16 protein-coding genes are annotated in these 20,976 nt (G+C 69.7%); 12 read left to right on the top strand and 4 right to left on the bottom strand.

Annotated features, from left to right (window positions below; all coding sequences use genetic code 11):
• Positions 1–26 precede the first annotated feature (26 nt).
• The 3 genes from D7316_RS14620 to D7316_RS14610 are packed head-to-tail and all read left to right on the top strand — an operon-like array spanning position 27 to position 3,218.
• Positions 27–1,346 (top strand): AI-2E family transporter, encoded by a 1,320-nt coding sequence (locus D7316_RS14620; RefSeq protein ID WP_124708890.1) that lies wholly within the window; start codon positions 27–29, stop codon positions 1,344–1,346.
• A complete protein-coding gene (macS, locus tag D7316_RS14615) occupies positions 1,339–2,529 on the top strand; it encodes a MacS family sensor histidine kinase (protein WP_124708889.1) in 1,191 nt (396 codons plus the stop codon). The genes D7316_RS14620 and macS overlap by 8 nt, the downstream gene beginning before the upstream one ends.
• A complete protein-coding gene (locus D7316_RS14610; RefSeq protein WP_124711351.1) occupies positions 2,529–3,218 on the top strand; it encodes a response regulator in 690 nt (229 codons plus the stop codon). Before macS ends, D7316_RS14610 begins: the two co-directional genes overlap by 1 nt.
• Before the next feature lie 105 nt (positions 3,219–3,323).
• Here the strand turns inward: D7316_RS14610 and D7316_RS14605 are convergent, their stop codons facing one another.
• The 3 genes from D7316_RS14605 to trmB all read right to left on the bottom strand — a co-directional run bounded on the left by D7316_RS14605 (position 3,324) and on the right by trmB (position 8,200).
• Positions 3,324–6,536, bottom strand: coding sequence for an MMPL family transporter (locus D7316_RS14605; RefSeq protein ID WP_124708888.1), 3,213 nt, complete (start codon positions 6,534–6,536; stop codon positions 3,324–3,326).
• Between the two features lie 150 nt (positions 6,537–6,686).
• Complete coding sequence (locus D7316_RS14600; RefSeq protein WP_232016918.1) at positions 6,687–7,397, bottom strand: NYN domain-containing protein; 711 nt, start codon at positions 7,395–7,397, stop codon at positions 6,687–6,689.
• Positions 7,394–8,200, bottom strand: coding sequence for a tRNA (guanosine(46)-N7)-methyltransferase TrmB (gene trmB / locus D7316_RS14595; protein WP_124711349.1), 807 nt, complete (start codon positions 8,198–8,200; stop codon positions 7,394–7,396). The genes D7316_RS14600 and trmB overlap by 4 nt, the downstream gene beginning before the upstream one ends.
• A gap of 82 nt (positions 8,201–8,282) precedes the next feature.
• Here trmB and D7316_RS14590 point away from each other — a divergent pair, with 82 nt between their 5' ends.
• The 7 genes from D7316_RS14590 to D7316_RS14560 all read left to right on the top strand — a co-directional run bounded on the left by D7316_RS14590 (position 8,283) and on the right by D7316_RS14560 (position 17,834).
• Entirely contained in the window at positions 8,283–9,173 is an 891-nt protein-coding gene (locus tag D7316_RS14590; RefSeq protein WP_124708887.1) for a hypothetical protein, read from the top strand.
• Positions 9,173–10,684, top strand: a complete 1,512-nt coding sequence (locus D7316_RS14585) for a hypothetical protein (protein WP_124708886.1) — start codon at positions 9,173–9,175, stop codon at positions 10,682–10,684. Before D7316_RS14590 ends, D7316_RS14585 begins: the two co-directional genes overlap by 1 nt.
• Positions 10,685–10,815: 131 nt before the next feature.
• A complete protein-coding gene (locus D7316_RS14580; RefSeq protein ID WP_124708885.1) occupies positions 10,816–11,220 on the top strand; it encodes a DUF6802 family protein in 405 nt (134 codons plus the stop codon).
• A 179-nt stretch (positions 11,221–11,399) separates the two neighbouring features.
• Positions 11,400–13,229 carry a phosphoenolpyruvate carboxykinase (GTP) gene (locus tag D7316_RS14575; protein WP_124708884.1) on the top strand — a complete coding sequence of 610 codons (1,830 nt, stop codon included), beginning with the start codon at positions 11,400–11,402 and terminating at the stop codon, positions 13,227–13,229.
• 63 nt (positions 13,230–13,292) lie between these two features.
• Positions 13,293–14,300, top strand: a complete 1,008-nt coding sequence (locus D7316_RS14570) for an esterase-like activity of phytase family protein (protein WP_124708883.1) — start codon at positions 13,293–13,295, stop codon at positions 14,298–14,300.
• 74 nt (positions 14,301–14,374) lie between these two features.
• Entirely contained in the window at positions 14,375–15,271 is an 897-nt protein-coding gene (locus D7316_RS14565; RefSeq protein ID WP_124708882.1) for an ABC transporter ATP-binding protein, read from the top strand.
• A 4-nt stretch (positions 15,272–15,275) separates the two neighbouring features.
• Complete coding sequence (locus D7316_RS14560; RefSeq protein ID WP_124708881.1) at positions 15,276–17,834, top strand: ABC transporter permease; 2,559 nt, start codon at positions 15,276–15,278, stop codon at positions 17,832–17,834.
• 24 nt (positions 17,835–17,858) lie between these two features.
• Here the strand turns inward: D7316_RS14560 and D7316_RS14555 are convergent, their stop codons facing one another.
• Positions 17,859–19,475, bottom strand: coding sequence for an MFS transporter (locus D7316_RS14555; protein ID WP_124708880.1), 1,617 nt, complete (start codon positions 19,473–19,475; stop codon positions 17,859–17,861).
• Between the two features lie 58 nt (positions 19,476–19,533).
• Between D7316_RS14555 and D7316_RS14550 the strand changes: the two genes are divergently transcribed.
• Positions 19,534–20,199, top strand: coding sequence for a TetR/AcrR family transcriptional regulator (locus tag D7316_RS14550; protein WP_124708879.1), 666 nt, complete (start codon positions 19,534–19,536; stop codon positions 20,197–20,199).
• Positions 20,196–20,957 carry a hypothetical protein gene (locus D7316_RS14545; RefSeq protein WP_124708878.1) on the top strand — a complete coding sequence of 254 codons (762 nt, stop codon included), beginning with the start codon at positions 20,196–20,198 and terminating at the stop codon, positions 20,955–20,957. Before D7316_RS14550 ends, D7316_RS14545 begins: the two co-directional genes overlap by 4 nt.
• Positions 20,958–20,976 lie beyond the last annotated feature (19 nt).

Here is a 20,976-nt window from a genome sequence, read left to right as displayed (position 1 = left end):
CCATATCCACAGCTAGGCTGGCAACCGTGAGCGACGCCGACACCACCGGCCGTTCGCGGCGTGAGAGTGCCTTCGACAGCGATTCCGTCGATCTGGCCGCCGTGGACCGCGCGAAAGTCCCTCCGCTGGTCCGCGCCACCGCTGAATGGGGCTGGCGGTTGCTGGTCATCGTGGCGTCGGCCTATGTCCTGCTCCGGGTGTTCCACGAGTTCGAGGAAGTGCTGGTACCCGTCGCGCTGGCCATTCTCGGGGCCGCGATGCTGGTGCCCGTCGTCGACTTCCTGGACCGCAAAGGGGTGCCGCGGTCCCTGGCGGTGGTGGTCACCATGGTCGTCGCGCTGGCGCTGCTGGCGTCGATCCTGACGTTCGTGGTGCAGGAGACCATCCGCGGCTTCCCGGACCTCACCAAGCAGATCACGGTGACCATCGACCGCACCCGCGAATGGCTCGTCGACGGTCCGTTCAACGTCGACGACGAGCAGGTGCGCAATCTCGGCAACGACTTCACCGACTTCCTGCAGCACAACCAGGACAAGCTGACCAGCGGCGCGCTGGCAACGGCGACCACCGCCACCGAGATCATCACCGGTGCACTGCTGGCCGTGTTCCTGCTCATCTTCTTCCTGTACGGCGGTGGGCAGATCTGGACGTTCGTCACCAAGGTGGTGCCGCACGGCACCCGTGGCCGCGTCCGGGCGGCGGGCACCGCCGGATTCGGCACGCTCGTCGGGTATGTCCGCGCCACCGTGGCGGTGGCCTTCGTAGACGCCCTCGGCATCGGTGTCGGCCTGGCGATTCTCGGTGTGCCCTTGGCGCTTCCGCTCGCGTCCCTGGTGTTCCTCGGTGCGTTCATCCCCATCGTCGGCGCGCTGGCGACCGGAACGCTCGCGGTGATGGTCGCGCTGGTCACCCAGGGCTGGATCGCCGCGGTCATCGCGCTGGCCATCGTCGTCGGCGTGATGCAGCTGGAAAGTCATGTGCTGCAACCATTCTTGCTGGGACGCTCGGTCCGCCTGCATCCGGTGGCGGTGGTGCTGGGCATCGCGGCGGGCATCGTCTCGGCGGGCATCGTCGGGGGCCTGCTCGCCGTCCCGATCATCGCGTTCGGCAACACCGCGGTCCGGCATCTGTCCGGCAGTGCGGCCAGTGCGCGACGCCGGCAGGCCGAGGCCGACGGCCGGATGTACGTGGCCGAGCCGGACGAACCGCGGTGGGACAGACGCGAGGCCGTCGCCGACGCGGCGGACACCGGGTCGCCGGCGCCGGACGGTGGCGACGCCGCCGGGTCCGGCGGTGACGGGCCCGCGGGCGATGGGCCGACCGCGCACCGTCGCGACGATGGCTGACGGGGCACCCGCCCGGACCATCCCGAGCCGGGCCGCGCAGCTCGCGAAGGCGGCCGACACCGATCCGGTGGGGCCGCTGTGGCGCGCCGCGCAGCTGTTCCGTTTCCTCTCCTACCTCTACGCCCTCGGATTCCAGATCGCCATCAACGACGATCTGCTCCGCGACGACCTCGCCTGGGCGCTGTTCGGCGTCCTGACCGCATGGACCCTGGCGAGCGGGATCGCCTACTACGTGGGCTTCGGCCGCAACCGCTGGTGGGTCGCCGCCGACGTGCTGGTGGCCTGCGGCATGATGCTGTCGACGTCGTATGTGGCCACCGAGTCGTGGGCGTTCAACAACCAGACCTGGCCCACCACGCTGTGGGCGGTCAACGCGGTCATCGCGGTCGCGCTCCTCGCCGGACCGATCTGGGGCATCGCCGGTGGCCTGCTGGTCGGTGGCACAAGCGCTTTCGTGAAGGGCGCGTTCGACCTCAACTTCGGCCGCAACGCGACGATCATCATCATCGTCGCGACCGGCATGGCCGTCGGCCTGGCCGCGGTGATCGCCCGTCGCGCGCACGCCGTGCTCGTGCAGGCGGCCGGGATCGCCGCCGCGACGGAGGAGCGGGAGCGGCTGTCCCGTGAGGTGCACGACGGCGTGTTGCAGGTCCTCACGTTGATCGCCAAGCGGGGGCGCGAGATCGGCGGTGCCACCACCGAACTCGCGCAGCTCGCGGGCGAGCAGGAGCGAGCGCTGCGGCGGCTCATCTCCGACGCTGCCGACGACATCGGCGTGGACCGGACCACCACCGACCTCGGCGCGATCCTGCGTGCCTTCGCCGCCGAGCGCGTCTCGGTGAGTGCGCCGGCGTCGGCTGTGCCGGTCGATGCGGCGATCGCGGCGCAGATCCGCGCGGTGGTGACCAACGCGCTCGACAACGTCGGGCATCACGCCGGGGGCGGGGCCCGCGCGTATGTGCTGCTGGAGGATCTCGGTGACCGGGTCGTCGTCAGCGTCCGCGACGACGGGGTGGGCATCGCGCCCGGGCGACTCGAGGAGGCGCGGCGGCAGGGGCGGATGGGTATCTCGACGTCGATCGTCGGACGTGTCGAATCGCTCGGTGGGACGGCCACACTCGATTCCGCACCCGGCGCGGGCACAGAATGGGAACTGACCATTCCGGTGGAACGGGAGGCATGATGGCGGATCACAAGGCGGAAACCGCTGCGGCGGAAACCGCGACGACGCGACTGCGGGTGATGGTGGTCGACGACCACCCGATGTGGCGCGACGGGGTCGCCCGCGACCTCGAGGAGGAGGGATTCGAGGTGGTCGCGACCGCCGACGGCGTCGGCAGCGCGGGTCGTCGGGCCGCGGCGGTGGCCCCCGACGTGGTGTTGATGGACATGCAGTTGCCCGACGGCAGCGGCGCCGATGCGACCGCGGCCGTGCTCGACGTGTCGCCGTCGACGCGCGTCCTGGTGCTGTCGGCCTCCGACGAGCGCGATGACGTGCTGGAGGCCGTGAAGGCCGGCGCCAGTGGATATCTGGTGAAGAGCTCGTCGAAGACCGAGTTGATCGCCGCGGTCCGGGCGACCGCAGACGGGCAGGCGGTGTTCACGCCCGGCCTCGCCGGGCTGATCCTCGGCGAGTACCGCCGGATGTCGGCGCAGCCCGACCCCGACCACAGTCGTCCGACCCTGACCGACCGCGAGACCGAGGTGTTGCGGTACGTCGCGAAGGGGCTGAGCGCCAAGCAGATCGCGAGTCGGCTGTCGCTGAGCCACCGCACCGTGGAGAACCACGTCCAGGCGACCCTGCGCAAGTTGCAGCTCGGCAATCGGGTGGAGCTGACGCGGTACGCGATCGAGCACGGCCTCGATGATTGATGACACGCGAAACTCCCGGAAACACACCATGGTTCGGGTGTTTCCGGGAGTTCTGCAATGCCAAGGGCACGTTTGATACCGCGCGGGCCCTGATTGATAAAGAGGTCAGCTGTCCGAACGGCTACGCCGGAGCAGTTCCTGCACGCTGATCTGCGCACCGTCGCCATCGGCCTCCGACCGCGCATGCCGGTCCGTGCCGCGTCGCCTGGCGTCGGTGTCGCGACGGTCCTCGTCGGCCGGACGGTCACCGGCCGGCGGCCGGGTCTCGCTCAGGCCGCGATCCATCGGTGACCCGTCCGGGCGAGGTGTCGTCGGCGGCGTGGGACGTTGCCCCTCGGGTGCGAGGGATGCCGCCAGCGGGCGCTTGCCCGTGGAGTCCAACGACGGGCGCCGGACGAGCGGGGAGTCGTCACGCCGCGTCGGCTGCTGGACAGGCTGCGGCGGCTGCGGCTGCGCGGGTGCGGCCTGCTGCGGCGCGGGGCGCGGAGTCCGGGGCTGCGGTCGCTGCGGAACCGCCGGCTGCGGGCCGGACTGCCGCGGCGTCGGACCCGACGGCGGCCGGGGCGGTGCCGGGCGGGCCGGCTCGTCGCCCAGCCGGATACCGCTCGCGCCGAGGCGCCAACTGCCGGTGTCGGGGCCGTCGGAGCGGGAACGGGAACGGCCGATCCGGCCGCGCGGCGTCGGTGCGGCGCCCGGTCGGGGCTGGCCACCAGACGGGGGAGCGGAGGGTCCCCGGCGTGCGTCGGTCGGCTCGGGCTGGCTCGAATCCTGTTGCGGTGCAGTCCTTCCGGTGCGCGACGCGGGTCCGTTGGCCGGTGCTGCGCCCGCGGGTGCGGGAGGTCCGGACGGCGTCGGCGCCGGACGTTCGGGGGCGCCCGGGTTCAGTCGTTCGGCGGGCCGCGCCGGCCCGCCACGGTTGGGTGCCGTGCGAACCGAGGTGCGGGCACTCGTGGCCGGGCGCGCCGTGGCGGCACGCGGGGCGGCGACCATCTGGGAGGTCGGTGCCTCCGCGACGATGGTTCCCGCCGACCGGGCGCGGGCGTGGGCATCATCACGGAGCTCGTCGGGCTCGTCGTCGAGGACGGTCTCGCCGAGCCCGATCTTGCGCTGCATCGTCTGCATCCAGCGCGGCGCCCACCAGCAGTCGTCGCCGAGGAGCTTCATCACCGACGGCACCAGCAGCATGCGGATGATCGTCGCGTCCAGGATCAGCGCCGCGATCATGCCGTACGCGATGTACTTCATCATCACGATCTCGGAGAGTCCGAACGCGCCGGTGACCACCACCAGGATGGCCGCCGCGGCGGTGATGATGCGTCCCGTGTACGCGGTGCCGACGCGGACCGCCTCGGTGGTGGAGGCGCCCTTCTGTCTGGCCTCGACCATGCGGGACAACAGGAATATCTCGTAGTCGGTGGACAGGCCGAAGATGATCGCGATGATCAGCACCAGGATGGCCGCGAACAGCGGACCCGGGGTGAAGTTGGCGAGTTCGGCGCCGTGGCCGTCGACGAAGATCCAGGTGAGGATGCCCAACGTCGCACCGAGGCCCAGCGCGGTCATCAACGCGGCCTTGATCGGCAGCACGATCGAGCCGAAGGCCAGGAACATCAGGAATCCGGTCACCAGGACCAACATGATCGCCATGATCGGTAGTCGCGACATCAGCGCGTCGATCGAGTCCTGGGTCAGCGTCGGCGTGCCGGCGACCCACATGGTGAGCCCCTGCGTGTCGATGGATCTGAGGTCCTTGATCGCCGCGGCGGCGGTGTTGCGGTCCACCAGGCCGGCCGACATCTGCAGGATCTGTGGCCCGTTGTCGCCGTATTGGCCGGTGAGGGCGCCGCCGTCGGAACTCGGGCTGAACTGCTTGGTGAATCCCGGGATCTTGTTGGCCTCGGTGGCGATCGTGTTGATCTTCTCGCCACTGTCGTTGTCGTTCGGGTCGTAGGCGATGACCAGCTTGATCTCTTCGGTGCGCTCGGTGGGGAAGAACTTGTCGAAGTTCTCCTGCGCGACACGATTCGGGTTGTCCGGCGGTAGGTAGGCCTCACTGATGCCGCCGAACTTGATGCCGCCGAACGGGATGGTCAGCACGAGCAGGATCAGGACGGTCGGGATGGCGGTGGCGACCGGGTGCTGCATCACCCAGCCGGCCAGCCGGCCCCAAAAGCCGTTCTCGATCTCTTCCTTGGTCTTGGTGCGACGCAGGAACGGCAGGCCGAGGGCGTCGATCCGGGGTCCGAGGATGGCCAGGATCGCGGGGAGCACGGTGATCGACAGGATCGCGGCCAGCGACACCGAGGCGATCGCGCCGTAGGCCACGGACTTGAGGAAGCCCTGCGGCATGATCAGCAGGCAGGCGAGTGCCGCGACGATGATGGTCGCGGAGAACACGACCGTCTGACCGGAGGTCATCACGGTTCTTCGGACCGCGGCCCTGGTGGAATAGCCCTCGGCGAGTTCTTCTCGGAACCGGCTGACGATGAACAGGCCGTAGTCGATCGCGATACCCAGGCCGATCAGGGTGACGACCGACTGCGCGAAGATGTTCAGCTCGGTGACCTGCGCGAGGATCTTCATGATGCCCAGCGAGCCGGCGATCGTCAGACCACCGATGAGCACCGGGAGACAGGCGGCCACGACGCCGCCGAAGATGAAGAAGAGCATGATCGCCACCAAGGGCAGCGCGATCACCTCGGCTCGATGGATGTCCTTGTCCATCCCGTCGGCCATACTGCCCGCGACGGGTTGGAGTCCGGCCATCTCGAAGGTGGTGCCCTCGAGGTTGAATCTCTCCGGTATGTCGTCGAAGAACGGCTCGATCGTCTGATAGTTCTTCAGGATCGTGGTGTCGTCGTCGCCCTTGACGCCGATGCTGATGAACGCGTGCGCCTTGTCCTGCGTGAAGGTGCGGGCGCGGATCGTCTCCTGCGCGGCCTTCGACGTCGCCGACTGATCGCGGAGGTAGAAGGGGTCGATGAGACCCGGGTCCTCACGGTTGACGATGTCGCCGTGCTGGGCGATCAGGTCATCGACGAAGTTCTCCACCTTGGCGCCGAACTCGGGATCGTCGACGGTGGTGCCCTCGGGCGGGGTGATCAGCAGGATGATGTCGGACCGGTGGTCGCGGCCGAGTGCGGTGTCGGCGACCTCCGAACCCTTGACCGACTGCGATGTCGGGTCGAACCAGCCGCTCTGGCTGAGGTACTTGCCGAGGTCCAGCCCGTAGAGTCCCAGGCCGGCCATCATCGCGATGAGTACGGCGATGACGGCGAAGCGCATTCGATAAACGAAAGTGCCGATGGCTCCGAACACGCCTGGTTCCTTCCTGGGTCACGGTGGTGATGCGGTCGATACTGGTTGGTCGGTCAGGATGACGGTTGATTCTGTCAGCCGGTCCTGAGTGATCGCTGAGTCGGCGGTGCTGGTCGTCGGCCGCGCGGACCTCGTGTCAGCACCAGGATGTCAGTGCAACAGGGCCTGCAGGGGGCGGAACGGTGTGAGCCACGCCCCGTCGTCGGGCAGCGAGTCGAGGCCGATACGCGGCAACGGCTCCCGGAACACGGCCGGAATGTCCTCCAGGTCGACGAACTCCAACTCTTCGGTGGTCAATGCCCAGCTGGCGTGTTCCCGGAAACCGATCACGGTGACCGGGATCCCCTCCGCCGCCACCTCGAGCAACGGCTCGCGGAACGCCTGTCCGTCGGCCGAGGCGACGATGAGGCCAGCTAGACCCACAGTGTGCCTGCGAAGTTCGATGTGGTCGAGCATGTCGGCGTCCACATCGCTGTCATCGGACAGTTTGGGCTTCGCGAAGACCGCATATCCGACATTGCGCAGGGCGTCCACCCACGGGCGTACGACGTCGGCGCTGCCCGGCACGATGTTGGTGAACACGGTCGCCTCGGGCTCGACCCCCGCGCCCGATGGGCCGCGCGAGACGTCGGCGGTGCGCTGCAGCAGCCACCGGCCCAGCGCATCGAACCGCGGCCGGAACGCGGCGGTGGGTCGGCCGCCGAGGATCGCGCCGAGACCCATGTCCATGTTCGGTGCGTCCCACACCAGCAGGACCCGTGGTGACCCACCGTGGCCGGAGATGGTCTCGGCGAACGGCACGTCCGTGGTGGAAGACGTTGGGACAGTGGAAGTCTCCGACGTCGCAGCGCTGTCGGTCATGGCGTTCCGCCTTCGGTGGGTCGGGATGTCGCGGGGTGCGGCCGGGTGTAGACGAACTCGTTGACCCCGCGGCCCTCGCGTTCGGCACGTCCCTCGAATTTCGTGGTCGGCCGGTCCAGCAGGATCGGTGGGTCCGTCGTCAGCGAGACGACGTGCGGGCGGTCCCGATGCTGCGTCGCGAGATGCTCGGCGATCCACTCCGCGTAGTCCGCATGATCGGTCGCGATGTGCAGGACACCGCCGGGCTTGAGGCGGTCGGCCATGAGTTCGATGGTGCCGCTCTGCACCAGGCGGCGTTTGTGGTGGCGTGATTTCGGCCACGGGTCCGGGAAGAAGACCCGGATTCCGGTCAGGCTCTCCGGACCAAGCAGTTCGGTCAGCACCATCACCGCATCGCCGCGGATCATCCGGATGTTGGTGAGGCCGCCGCGATCGACCAGGCCGACGAGCTGCGCCAACCCGGGTTTGTAGACCTCCACCGCCAGCACGTCGACGTCCGGTTCGGCCTCGGCCATCGCGGCGGTGGAGATGCCGGTGCCGCTACCGATCTCCAGCACGGTCGGCGCATCGCGGCCGAACAATGCGGGCAGATCCAGCGGCGGATGGGCCGTGCGCGTCTCCCCGGGTGCGGGCGGCGCCTGGTCGGCCCCGGTCAGGAGGTCGATGCCCAACTGCGGCCACAGTGTCTCCCAATTGCGCTGCTGGCCCGTCGTCAACGAGCCCCGACGGAACCGGAAACTGGTCACCCGCGGATACCGACGTGACTGATCGACACTCTCGTTCACCTGCCCATCGTTGCGTATCGGGTGCCGTCGAGGACAGTCGACACGGCTTCTGCGCCGGTCAGCGGCGCGCCGGGATCGCCCGGCGGCTAGATTTCCTCCCATGGCACACCCGACGATCGACGGGACCGGTGTGCTGGCCCGGGCGGTCGAATCGGGTCAGCTGGTCGACCTCGTCGCCCCCTCGTCGCCGGCGCACGGCGAACTCGGATCGGCGGCGCGCCGCTATTCGCGTCCGCTGCAGGTCCAGGTGTGCGGCCGTCCCGGCACCGGTCGGGACACCGTCGCCCGCGCGCTGCGCGAGCGGCTCGCGGTCACCGCGATCGGTCCGGGGGAGGTCGAGGAAGGCGTCGACGACGCCGACCTGTGGATTCACGTGCTGACCGGACCGCCGAGGCGCGGCGATCACGAGACGCTGTCCACGCTGCCCCGGGACCGGACGATCGTCGTCCTGGGCAAGGCCGACACGCACGGCGACCGGGAGATCTCCGAGGCCGTCGCGGCCGGGTGCGCCGACCGGATCGGTGCACCCGTGGTCCCGGTGTCGCAGCTGCTCGCGTGCGCCGATCTGTCCGACGAGGAGTTCGACTTCCTCCACAGACTGGTCGTCGCGGGCGAGACGATGCCGTCGATGGCCGGTCACTTCCTCACCGGTTCGCTGGCGGGGCGGCCCACGCCGCCGGGCGCCGAGCCGTTCCTCGGCAACGAGCGATCCCTGCGGGCCGGCCTGCTGCGACGCATCGATCAGCACGGCATCGACCTCGCGCTGGGGCTGATCGTCGACGGGGATCCCGCGGGCGCCGACGTCACCGCACTGAATGCGGCACTGCGAGCGCGCAGCGGCGTCGACCGTCTCGTCGGCCCGATCCGGGAACGGATCGGGCTCGTCCGGCACTGGCGTCTCGTCGAACTGCGGTCGCGGCTCGAAGTTGCCGCGGCCCGCGGTCACGACCGCGACGCCATCGAGCATCTGCTGCAGGACGACCACCTCTGATGACCGGGACGTCGTCGGAAGGGGTGCTGGTGACCCGCGCGCACGGGCTCACCGGCTTCGACGCGTCGGTGGTCGCCGGCACCGGAACCCTCGTCGCGGTGTTCGGGATCGGCGGCACCGGGGTGTCGAGCCTGGTCGAGGCCTGCCACGTCGTGGACCCGGCGGCGCCCGTCGTCGAGGGCCGTTGGGGACGTCGAGCCGACGACGCGACGGTCGGGATAGCGCTGATGGTCCTCGACCCGACATCGTCGATCGACGACGAGGAGAGGCGTTGCGTCGACGAATTGCGGTCGCGGTTCGGCATCGTCGCACTGGTCGGCAGCAAGATCGACGCTTTCTGGGAATGGCCGCGCATCCTGCGGGCCCACCGCGGGCTGCTCGATCCCCGCGAGGAGCTGCCGGTGTTCGCGGTCTCGTCGATCGCGGCGCTCTCCGGTGCCGCCGACGAGTCCGGGGTGCCTGCCGTCCTGGACTGGGTACGCGAGCACCTCGCCGCGCCGGCGGATGTCCGCCGGGAACGGGCCCGAGTCGCTGCGGCGCTCGGCGCGCTGGAGCACACCGAGCACGGACTGATCCGGGCGACCGATCCCGACGCCGGGAACGACCTGATCGAACAGCTCACGCGCCGGCGCCGGACGCTGCTCGAGACGCGTGACCGCGGTCGCGCCGACCGGCTCGCGGCGGCCCGGGCGGGTTTCGCCCGCACGCGCGGCGAGTCGCTGGCAGAGGTCGCGGCGGGTATGCGCGGTATCGCGGCGGCGGCCACCGCGCGTTCGTCGTCGGTGACCGCGGGTTCTGTCGAGGACTATGCGCGGTGGCTCACCGGCGAGACGGTCGCCCTGCGCGGCCGTGTCGATGCCTCCACCGACGAACGCATCGAGGAGGTCCGGGCCGCGACACTGTCGGGTATCGACGTCGCCGCGACCGACACCCCGCCGCCCGCGGATCCCGACCTTGTTGTGCATGGCGCCGATGAGGCTGCCGTCGACCCGCCGTTCGGCCGTGCCCTGCCGGCCCGGCGCGGCGGCGGAGAGGACGCGCTGCTCGTGCTGATCGGGGCGTCGACGGGACTGGGTATCGGACGGCTGATCGTCGCGCCGATGGCGTCGGTCCAGACCCTGCAGTGGGTGAGCATGCCACTGACGCTGTTGCTGGGCGTCGTGGTGGCCGCCCTGGTGATCCGGATCCGACGGACCGCGGCCCTGCGCGCCGATCTGCGCGGTTGGACCAACGACGCCCTCGGCGAGACCCGTGGCCGGCTCGATCACCGCGTCGGTCTGCGGATCGCGGCGGCCGAGCCTCACCTGGCGAGTCAGGTGAACCGCTTCTACGAGCGGCGGGCCCGCCAGGCGGCCGCCGAGGTCGCCGACCTCGACGAACGACTACGCGCCCTGCGGTCGGGGGCCGCCACACAGGACGGTCGGGACCGGCTCGGCCGGGTCCGCGCGGTGCATGCCGAACTCGCCGCGCTCGCCGATGCGCTGGTGGGGGAGGAAGATGGGGCGGGCTGACCCCGTCACGGGAGTCCATGGACGCCGGATGGAACCGTTCGACGGCGCGGTGCGTCCAACCATCACGGTGGTGTGCGGCAGGTCGAGCCGACCGAAGGCACGGCAGGCCGCTCTGAGGAGGGAGAACGTGGATGGACATGTCATTTCTCGGCGGTGACCCGTTCGGCGACGACGCGTTCGGTGACGCCGATCGGGTGTCGGTCGACGCCGACGGCGCCGCGGCAGCTCACCACGTCGCGTACACGGCGCCGACGGACGATTTCGAGGTCGCGACGTCACCCGAGGACCATCTGTTCATGCACACCGACGGCCGGGTGTGGGACCTCGGGCCGGCCGACGTGGACACCGACGCCGACGGCATCCGTGACTCACTCACGCGCAGTGGCGCCGGCGGCATGACCGTCTACACCGACTCCGATCACGACGGCCAGGTCGACAAGATCACCGAGATCGATCCGGAGGGGATGTTCTCGTCGCGGACCCTCGACCCGGCCAGCGGAACCTGGGCGCCGACCGATTCGGGACGCCTGGGCTGACGCCCCGACGAGGGCACCGCCGATCGCCGGCGCGGGTGGGTTGCGCACGGTCGGACTGTGGGATATACCGCATCTCCATCACCCCGGTACCTAGCGGGCGCTCGGTGAACGTATCCTGTGGTGACGACGACATCGCCGACGGCTGTGCATCGGGCCGTCACCTCGGAGGAGACCCAATCATGACCTCAGCCACGATCCCTGGACTGGACCCGAACACCGCCCCGACGAAACACGCCGGACTGCTGGCGTGGGTCGCCGAGGTCGCCGAACTGACACAGCCCGACCGGGTCGTGTGGTCGGACGGCAGTGACGCCGAGTGGGATCGGCTGACCGGGCAGCTCGTCGAGGCGGGCACCCTGGTCAAGCTCAACGAGGAGAAGAAACCGAACTCGTTCCTCGCCAACTCCGACCCCGCCGATGTCGCCCGCGTGGAGTCCCGCACCTACATCTGTGCCAAGACCGAGGCCGATGCCGGCCCGACGAACAACTGGGTCGATCCGGCGGAGATGCGCGCCACGATGACCGGCCTCTACCGCGGGTGCATGCGCGGTCGCACGATGTTCGTCATCCCCTTCTGCATGGGCCCCCTCGGCTCCGACGACCCGAAGCTGGGCGTCGAGATCACCGACTCCGAATACGTCGTCCTGTCCATGAAGATCATGACCCGGGTGGGACCGCAGGTCCTCGAGTTGCTCGGCGACGACGGCTTCTTCGTCAAGGCGCTGCACTCGGTGGGCGCACCGCTGGAGCCGGGCCAGGCCGACGTGCCGTGGCCGTGCAACTCGGAGAAGTACATCACCCACTTCCCGGAGGACCGCGAGATCTGGTCGTTCGGTTCGGGTTACGGCGGCAACGCCCTGCTCGGCAAGAAGTGCTACGCGCTGCGTATCGCCTCGGTGCTGGCCCACGACGAGGGCTGGCTGGCCGAGCACATGCTGATCCTCAAGCTGACCAGCCCGGAGAAGAAGGTCTACTACGTCGCGGCCGCCTTCCCGAGCGCGTGTGGCAAGACCAACCTCGCGATGATCCAGCCGACCATTCCGGGGTGGACCGCCGAGACCGTCGGCGACGACATCGCCTGGATGCGGTTCGGCGACGACGGCCGCCTCTACGCGATCAACCCCGAGTTCGGATTCTTCGGTGTGGCCCCCGGGACCAGCGACGACTCCAACCCGAACGCGATGCGCACCATCGAGGCGGGCAACACGCTCTACACCAACGTCGCGCGCACCGACGACGGCGACATCTGGTGGGAGGGCATCGGCGGCGAGAAGCCGGCGCACCTCACCGACTGGCTGGGCAACGACTGGACGCCGGACTCCGACCACAAGGCCGCGCACCCGAACTCGCGCTACTGCACCCCGCTGGACCAGTGCCCGTCGCTGGCCGCCGAGTGGGATGACCCGAAGGGTGTCCCGATCTCCGCGATCCTGTTCGGCGGACGCCGCAAGACCACCGTCCCGTTGGTCACCGAGGCCCGCGACTGGCAGCACGGCGTCTTCATGGGCGCCACCGTCGGCTCCGAGCAGACCGCGGCCGCCGAGGGCAAGGTCGGCACCGTCCGCCGCGACCCGATGGCGATGCTGCCGTTCCTCGGCTACCACATCGGCGACTACTTCGCGCACTGGATCGACCTCGGCAAGAACGCCGACGCCACCAAGCTGCCGAAGATCTTCTACGTCAACTGGTTCCGTCGCGGCGACGACGGCCGCTTCCTGTGGCCCGGATTCGGCGAGAACAGCCGCGTGCTGGAGTGGATCGTCGGCCGCATCGAGGGGCAGCACGAGGGCATCTCGACGCCGATCGGCATCGTCGCCAAGCCGGCGGAGATCGACGTCGACGGCCTCGGGGACGTCCCGGCCGAGGACATCGAGGCCGCTCTCGCGGTCAACGCCGACGAATGGCGCCAGGAGATCCCGCTCATCGAGGAACTCTTCGAGTTCGTCGGCGACAAGCTCCCCACGTCGCTCCAGGACGAGCTCGATCAGCTCAAGCAGCGCCTGGGCTGATCGACCCGGGTGCACAGGAGCACCATCGGCCTCATCGGTTTCGGTGCGGTAAGGTCTGCCCCTATGAGACTTCGCTTGTGGGGGGCGGCGCTCGTGTCCGTCTGTGCCGTAGGTCTTTCCGTCGTGTCGGCCGGTGGGGCCGTGGCGGCTCCGTCCGGGGCCGACGCGGTGTACCGGGACTCCAGCGTGATCAACGGGGTGCCGACGTTCGGTGCCATCTCGGGGATCGACCGCACCGACAACGGTGACTACGCACTGATCTCGACCGACGTCGGCCGGCAGGGGCCCGCACGGGTCTACACCGCGAAGATCCCGTTCATGTCGACGACCGGTTTCCTCGGCGCGGGTTCGGTCAACGGCGGCGGCCCGATCCTGGGGCCGTACAACCTGCCGCCGCTGCCCGGGCAGGCACAGTTCGAGGGCATCCGCCGCATCGGGGCCGACTACGTCGTCGCGAGTGGCGGGGCGAACCAGTTCGTGCGCCAGATCGGCAAGTTCGGCAACTACATCCGCGACCTCGGTCTGCCGTCCGCCTACCGGCCCACCGCGAAGACGGGTCTCAACGGACAGCGCGGGTTCACCGGCGTGGCCGTCGGCCCGGGCGGCCGCATCAGCGCGATCACCGCCGGTGGCCTCAAGCAGGACCCGGCGACGTCGGCGCGCCTGCTCACCTGGGCCGGTCGCGGGACGTCGGAGCACGTGTACCGCACCGACGGCGACAAGGTCGCCGCGGACGTGTTGTCGGTCAACAACACCGACTTCCTGGTACTCGAACGTGGCAAGGGCCGGATCGGCCGCGTCTACTGGACCACCACGCGCGGCGCGCAGTCGGTGACCGGGGCGCAACGGCTGACCGGGCGGGAGAAGGCGATGCCGAAGAAGCTCATCTTCTCGACCGCACCGCTACCGCGTCTGGACACCGGGAACATGTCCGGCCTGGGGTGGGGCAATTGGATTCCGGACCGGCCGTGGCTGACGTATCGGGCCCGGACCCTGTTCATCGTGTCCAACAACGCTTTCGCCGGGCCGACCAGAGTGCATGCGCTCGAGGTCCACCTGCCCAAGCGGTGACGACGCGCACCCCGAGATGGTCTCAGGGATATTCCTGATGGCCAAGTGGCCCGAGATTTGGCACCGTTGAGGCCATGACAACGGCTCAGACGGACAGCCCACACCACCGAACACGAGCAATCGCCGCCGGAGCGGCGGATCTGACCAAGGTTTACGGTACGGGTGACACCGTCGTGGAGGCGTTGCGCGGCGTCACCATGGAGTTCGCCAGCGGCGAGTTCACCGCGATCATGGGACCCTCCGGTTCCGGCAAGTCCACGCTGATGCACTGCCTCGCCGGGCTCGACGTCGCGTCGGGTGGTCGGGTGCACATCGGCGACGTCGACCTGACGGGTCTGTCCGACAAGGCGATGACGATGCTGCGGCGGGACCGCATCGGCTTCGTGTTCCAGTCGTTCAACCTCGTCCCGACGCTCACCGCGGCGGAGAACATCACCTTGCCGGTCGACATCGCCGGCCGTGAGGTCGACAAGGAATGGTTCGACGCGGTGGTGGACCGGCTCGGCATCACCGACCGGCTCAGCCATCTGCCCAGCGAGCTCTCCGGCGGTCAGCAGCAGCGCGTCGCGTGCGCCCGGGCGCTGGTGGGCAAGCCGGACATCATCTTCGGCGACGAGCCGACCGGCAACCTGGACTCACGATCGTCCGGCGAGGTCCTGTCCATCCTGCGCGCGGCCACCGACGAGTTCGGTCAGACGGTGGTGATCGTGACGCACGACCCGCGCGCGGCGTCGTACGCCGACCGGGTCGTGTTCCTCGCCGACGGTCAGATCGTGCGGGAACTCGCGCGGCCGTCCGCCGACGACGTCTTCGAGGTGATGAAGAATCTCGACGAGCCGGCCGTCGAGGCCGAGCGGGCCGAGCCCACCGCGGCGCCCACGCCCGCCGCCACGGGCGGCCGGCACGAGGCACCCGACAGCAACCCCGCCCACAGCGACCCCACCGACGACAACACCCCCGAGGTGCGCTGAGACCATGGCGTCGTCCTCGGTGATGCGCCGGGTCTCGTTGCGAAACCTGCGCGCGCACAAGCTCCGTCTCTTCCTCACGGTTTTCTCCATCGTCCTTGGCACCTCGTTCGTGGCCGGGTCGATCGTGTTCACCTCCACCATCTCGAAGGCGTTCAACGACATCTTCGACTCGGCGGCCCCCGGCGTCTCCGTCGAGATCACCCCCGAGAACAATCAATCGCCCGGTGTGCCGCAGTCGGTGATCGACGATCTCGATTCCCGCAAGCAGGAACTCGGCATCGATCGGATCGTGCCGAACTACTCGGGCCTGGTCACCATCGCCAACTCCGACGGCAAGGCACTGCAGACCGGCGGCGCACCGAGTATCGGCACCGCCTACCTGCCCGCCGACGTCGCGCTCTCGCCGGACTCGAGCAAGATCCTGCCCGGCGGCCGGGGGCCGACGAATGCCGGTGAGGTCGCGCTGAATTCGTCGGCGGCCGACAAGGCGAACCTGAAGGTCGGCTCGAAGACCAAGGTGGTGCTCGGTCAGGGGTCCGCGGAACCGCGCGACGTCACCGTCGTCGGGTTGATCGATCTGCCCGGTTCGACCAGCGGGTTCGTCAACGTCCAGTTCGATCAGGCGACCGCGCGCGCCCTGTTCTCCGACGGCTCCCATGCCGCGCAGGTCGACATGTCGGCCGTGGCCGGGGTGAGCCCGGAACAACTCCAGGAACGCGTCACCGGCGCGCTGCCCCCGGACATCTACAAGGTGCGGACCGGCGACCAGGTTCGTCAGGACCAGAAGGACGACGTCAACCAGTTCCTGACCATCTTCACCGCGATCCTGCTGGCATTCGCCGGGATCGGTCTGATCGTCGGCACCTTCATCATCTACAACACCTTCTCGATGATCGTCGCCCAGCGAAATCGTGAGCTGGCGTTGCTACGCGCGGTCGGGGCGAGCCAGAAGCAGGTGTCGCGGTCGGTGCTGTTCGAGGCGTTCATCGTCGGATTGATCGGTGGCGCAGTCGGATTGGGTATCGGTATCGCGCTCGCCGCGGGGCTGAAGGCGCTGACCCGATCGGCGTCGGGACTGCCCGACGCGCCACTGCAGATCGGTGTGCCGGCGATCGCGGCGGCGATCTTCGTCGGCGTGGTGGTGACGATGATCAGCGCCTGGGTGCCCGCCGCGCGTGCGTCGCGGGTGCCGCCGGTGGAGGCGATGCGTGCGGGGATGGCCGAGGGCTCGGCCCCGCTCACCATGCGCACGATCATCGGCGCCGTGGTGGGGGTGGCGGCCCTGGCCGCTATCGTCATCGGTGCGATGGGCGTCGGACTCGGGCCCGCGATCGCCGTCGGCGCCGGGGCGGCCGGCGCCATCGCCGCCGTCGTGCTGGCCGGTCCCGCCCTCTCGCGGCCGATCGTCGGGGGTCTCGGCACCGTGATCGGTGCGCCGTTCGGCAAGATCGGCCGGCTCGCGCGCACCAACGCGGTCCGCAATCCGCGGCGGACCGCGGCCACCGCGTTCGCGCTGACCCTGGGGCTGATGCTCGTTGCGGTGATCGGCACGCTCGGTACCTCGTTCAAGGGCACCGTCGACGACGCCGTGGACACCGGACTGAAGGCCGAGTTCATCGTGGCCGGCGCCAACCAGCTGCCGATCCCCGGTGCTGTCGCCACGGCCGTACAGCAGGTCGACGGGGTGGCCTCGTCGGTGAGCTTCGGCATCATCCAGGCGAAGGTCGGCGACGACACCGTGGCCGGTTACGCCGCGGTCGGCGGTCAGCCCGCCGACGTCGCCATCCTGGACATGCAGGGCGGCGCCCCCGATCAGCTCCCGGCCGACGGGATGATCGTCAGCGAACGGACCAGCAAGGACAAGGGCTGGAACCGCGGCGACGTGGTCACCTTCACCGGCCCGACCGGCGAGGAGGTGCCGGTGACGGTGTCCGGCGTCTACGCCGACAACGAGGCGCTGCAGCCGTGGCTGGCCGGCCCGGACGTCTACGCGAAGCTGGTGCCACCGGCCGCACAGGTCAGCGCGATGGTGATGGTCACGCCCGAGCCGGGCGTCTCCGCGGACACGCTCCGGCAGAACCTGGAGAACGCCACCGACTCGTACCTCACGGTGCAGGTGCAGGATCGGGATCAGTTCAAGAGCTCGATCTCCACGCAGATCGACCAGATGCTCGCCACGCTGTACGCGATGCTCGGCCTGGCCCTGCTGATCGCCGTGCTCGGCATCGTGAACACCCTGGCGCTGTCGGTGGTGGAGCGCAAACGGGAGATCGGCATGCTCCGGGCGGTCGGCATGCTGCGGTCGCAGGTGCGTCGCAGCATCTACCTGGAGTCGGTGCTCATCGCCATCTTCGGTGCGATCCTCGGCGTCATCCTGGGCAGCGTCATCGGCTGGGCGCTGGTGCGGACGCTGGCCAAGTGGGGGTTGGGCACGCCCGTGCTGCCGTGGAGCCTGATCGCTGTCACGCTGGTCGCGTCCGCGGTGGTGGGAGTCCTCGCCGCACTGTGGCCCGCGGTCCGTGCCGCGCGGACCCGGCCGTTGGAGGCGATCGCCGAGGCGTGAGCCCCGCCGCCGACCGATCCGCGATCAGCCGGCGGCCGGTTCGTGTTCCGGCTCGGCGGCCGGCGAGCCGGCGGGGGTCATCGCGTCGGGACTGAGGAAGACCAGCACGACCGCGCCGACCAGGATGACGACGCCCATCACGATGCACGCGGTGTTCAGCGGTGCGACGAAGGCGTCCTTGGCCTGGTCGGCGACGTGCCCGAGCGCGCCCGCCTGTTCCGGGTACCGGGTGACCAGCGCATCGAGGGCATGGAGTGCCTCGGCGAGCGACCGCGAGATGCGCTCGCCGAACTCGGCCGATCCGGTCGTCGCGGTCACCTGGTCGGCGATGGGTGCGATGTTGCGGGTGTAGCCGGCGGCCACGATGCTGCCCGCGAGGGCGATGCCGATGGCGGCGCCGACCTCGCGGAAGGTGTCGTTGACCGCGGAGCCGACACCCTGATTCGCCGACGGCGTGTTGGCCATGATCGCCGTGGTCGGGGGTGCCGTCGCGAAGCCCTGGCCCGCCGAGCCGAGGAGCAGGAGGGGCAGCAGGCTGAGATAGCTCGAGTAGTCGAGCACGCCCATCAGGATCAGCGCGACCCCGGTGAGCCCGACGCCCAGTACGAGGATGGTGCGCAGCGAGTACCGCACGGCGAGCCATCCGCCGACCGGTGACAGGACCATGATGACCGCGATCAGCGGCAGCATCGCGGTGGCGGCCATCAGCGGCGACATGCCGAAGTCGAGTTGCAGGCGTTGCAGCACCACGAAGAAGAGTCCCAACGACGCGAAGAACTGCACCAGGATGGTGAACGCGCCCGCCGAGAACGCCCGGTTCGAGAACAGGCGAACGTCCAGAAGTGGTGTGTCACGCCGGTATTCGACGAATCCGAACAGCACGGCGAGCGCCACACCGGCGATCAGTGCGCCGATGACGAGTGCGTCGTCCCAGCCGCGGCTCGGCGATTCGAGCAGGCCGAGCACGAACAGGAACACGGCCGCCGTCGACAGCAGGGCGCCGGGGACGTCGAAGCGCTTCGGCTCGTCGTCGCGGGACGTCGCGATGGTGCACGACGCCACGGCCAGGACCGCCGTGACGACCGCGAACGTGATGAAGATCGAGCGCCACGTGAACCATTCCAGGAGGAACCCGCTCACGAAGAAGCCGCCGATACTGCCCGCGCCCGCCACGCCGGCCCAGATCGCCACGGCGAGCGGGCGGCGGGATTCGGGCAGTTCCGAGGTCAGCAAGGACAGCGTGGACGGCATGATCATCGCGGCGGCGACCCCGGCCAGCGCCCGGCTCGCGATGACGACGGTCGGATCGTCGACCCACAGCGGCGGGAGCGACGCGACCGCGAAGACGGCGAGTCCGACGACGAGCAGTCCGCGCCGCCCATACCGGTCGCCCAGCGCCCCGCACGGCAGCAGCAACGCGGCCAGCGCGACGGTGTAGGCGTCGACGAGCCACGTCATCTGCGTGGAACTCGCGCCGATCGAGGGCCCGATCTCGGGAAGCGCGACGTTGAGTGCGGTCATCGCGCCCGCCACCACCGACAGGGCTCCGCAGGCGACGCACATCAGCCAGATCCCGCGCGCACCGATCCGGTCGCCCGAGGTCGTCGAGCCGGGTTGATCCACGCTCTCATCCGAGATCATGCTCTGACCATACATGTGTGGAACGTTGTATGTTCAGTGGCGAGGTTAGGGTGACGTCATGGCACGACGCACGGGTTGGGGTGGCGTACTCCCGATCGACGACGCCGACGCGGTCGCGCGCATCCTGGCCGCGGCGCGGACGGTCATCGAGTCCGAGGGCGCCGGCGTCAGCGTGACGCTGGTCGCGCAGGAACTCCAGGTGACGCGGCAGACCGTGTACCGGTACTTCGCCGGCGTGCAGGAGTTGCTCCAGGCCGTGGCCCTCGACTCCGGGCGCACGGCCGCCCCGACGATCATCGACCGGGTGCGCGCGATGACCGATCCGGCCGCGATCGTGGTGGAACTGGTCGCGTCGGCGATCGAGATCCTCACCACCGACAAGGTCCTCGTGTTCCTGCTCGGTCCGGGTGCCAGCACCGGGCTGCTGGGGGGTTCGATGACCGGCGTCCCCGCCCGCGACCAGGCCAGATCGATCCTCGATGAGCTCGAGTTCGATTGGCGCAAGCTCGGATTCGACGACACCACGTTCGACGGTCTGATCGAGTGGTGCCTGCTGGTGATCGGTGCCTACATCCATCGTCCCGACGACGAGATCCCGGCACCGGACGCGCTGCGGGCCTACCTGTCCGTCTGGATGCGGCCGTCGATCGAGGCGGCCGGTCACCGTGTCGGCGGCGCGGGCGCGCCGCCGACGGCGATGACAATGCCACAATCGGTGCCATGACCCAACCGCCCGACGACCGCTGGGACCCGAATCGCGAATCTCCGGAGACGCGACGGTTCGAGCCATCCGACGAGACGTCCGCGTACGGGCCCGCCGACGAGACGGCGGCGTACGGACCCGCGGACGCGACCGCCGCGTATCGCCCACAGGACGACCCGTACGGGTCGCCGCAGGCCTACACGGAGGCGGGCTATCAGCAGCCCGGCGCGGGCTACGGCCCCGGATATGGCCCGGCGGCCGGTGCGGGGGCACCCCCACCACCGCCGCAGAAGCACACCGGCCGGACGGTCGGGCTGGCGTTGGCCGTCCTCGTCGCGCTGGTCGTCATCGTGCTCGTCGTGGTGCTGATCGCCCGTGGCTCCGGCAGCGATGACGGCGGTACCACCGCCGGCGCGAGCTCGTCGTCGGCCGTGCGCACCGAGTCGAGCCGCACCACCTCGACGACCACCACGACCACCGAGGACACGACCACCACGACGACGCCGACCGTCGCGCCGGGCGCCGTCGTCTATCAGCTCACCGGCAACGGCGACGTGATCGGCATCCGCTTCGTCAGCGGCAACAGCTCCACGGTGGTGGCGGCTGCGGGTGCACCGTGGTCACAGGCCACCACGGTCGGCGGATCGTCGGCGGAGATCACCGCCATCGTCATCCGGGGACCGGTGACGTGCACCATCCTGCACGGCGACAAACTGCTGGCGTCGTCGACGAGCAACGGCGGCCCGCTGCGCTGCGCGGCCACCGTGCCGTCGTCGTGACCGCCACCCGCTGACGAAA

This window comes from Gordonia insulae (assembly GCF_003855095.1).
GTDB classification, from domain to species: Bacteria; Actinomycetota; Actinomycetes; order Mycobacteriales; family Mycobacteriaceae; genus Gordonia; species Gordonia insulae.
Note: the sequence above shows the minus strand (reverse complement) of the source record. Positions and strands in the feature narration are given on the sequence as shown.

Bases quoted from the DNA above. Each gene is read 5' to 3' on its own strand.
- macS (WP_124708889.1), top strand. From the start codon at position 1,339: ATGGCTGACGGGGCACCCGCCCGGACCATCCCGAGCCGGGCCGCGCAG.
- D7316_RS14555 (WP_124708880.1), bottom strand. From the start codon at position 19,475: ATGATCTCGGATGAGAGCGTGGATCAACCCGGCTCGACGACCTCGGGC.
- D7316_RS14545 (WP_124708878.1), top strand. From the start codon at position 20,196: ATGACCCAACCGCCCGACGACCGCTGGGACCCGAATCGCGAATCTCCG.
- D7316_RS14580 (WP_124708885.1), top strand. From the start codon at position 10,816: ATGGACATGTCATTTCTCGGCGGTGACCCGTTCGGCGACGACGCGTTC.
- D7316_RS14570 (WP_124708883.1), top strand. From the start codon at position 13,293: ATGAGACTTCGCTTGTGGGGGGCGGCGCTCGTGTCCGTCTGTGCCGTA.
- D7316_RS14550 (WP_124708879.1), top strand. From the start codon at position 19,534: ATGGCACGACGCACGGGTTGGGGTGGCGTACTCCCGATCGACGACGCC.
- D7316_RS14560 (WP_124708881.1), top strand. From the start codon at position 15,276: ATGGCGTCGTCCTCGGTGATGCGCCGGGTCTCGTTGCGAAACCTGCGC.
- D7316_RS14610 (WP_124711351.1), top strand. From the start codon at position 2,529: ATGGCGGATCACAAGGCGGAAACCGCTGCGGCGGAAACCGCGACGACG.
- D7316_RS14600 (WP_232016918.1), bottom strand. From the start codon at position 7,397: ATGACCGACAGCGCTGCGACGTCGGAGACTTCCACTGTCCCAACGTCT.
- D7316_RS14575 (WP_124708884.1), top strand. From the start codon at position 11,400: ATGACCTCAGCCACGATCCCTGGACTGGACCCGAACACCGCCCCGACG.
- D7316_RS14585 (WP_124708886.1), top strand. From the start codon at position 9,173: ATGACCGGGACGTCGTCGGAAGGGGTGCTGGTGACCCGCGCGCACGGG.
- D7316_RS14565 (WP_124708882.1), top strand. From the start codon at position 14,375: ATGACAACGGCTCAGACGGACAGCCCACACCACCGAACACGAGCAATC.
- D7316_RS14590 (WP_124708887.1), top strand. From the start codon at position 8,283: ATGGCACACCCGACGATCGACGGGACCGGTGTGCTGGCCCGGGCGGTC.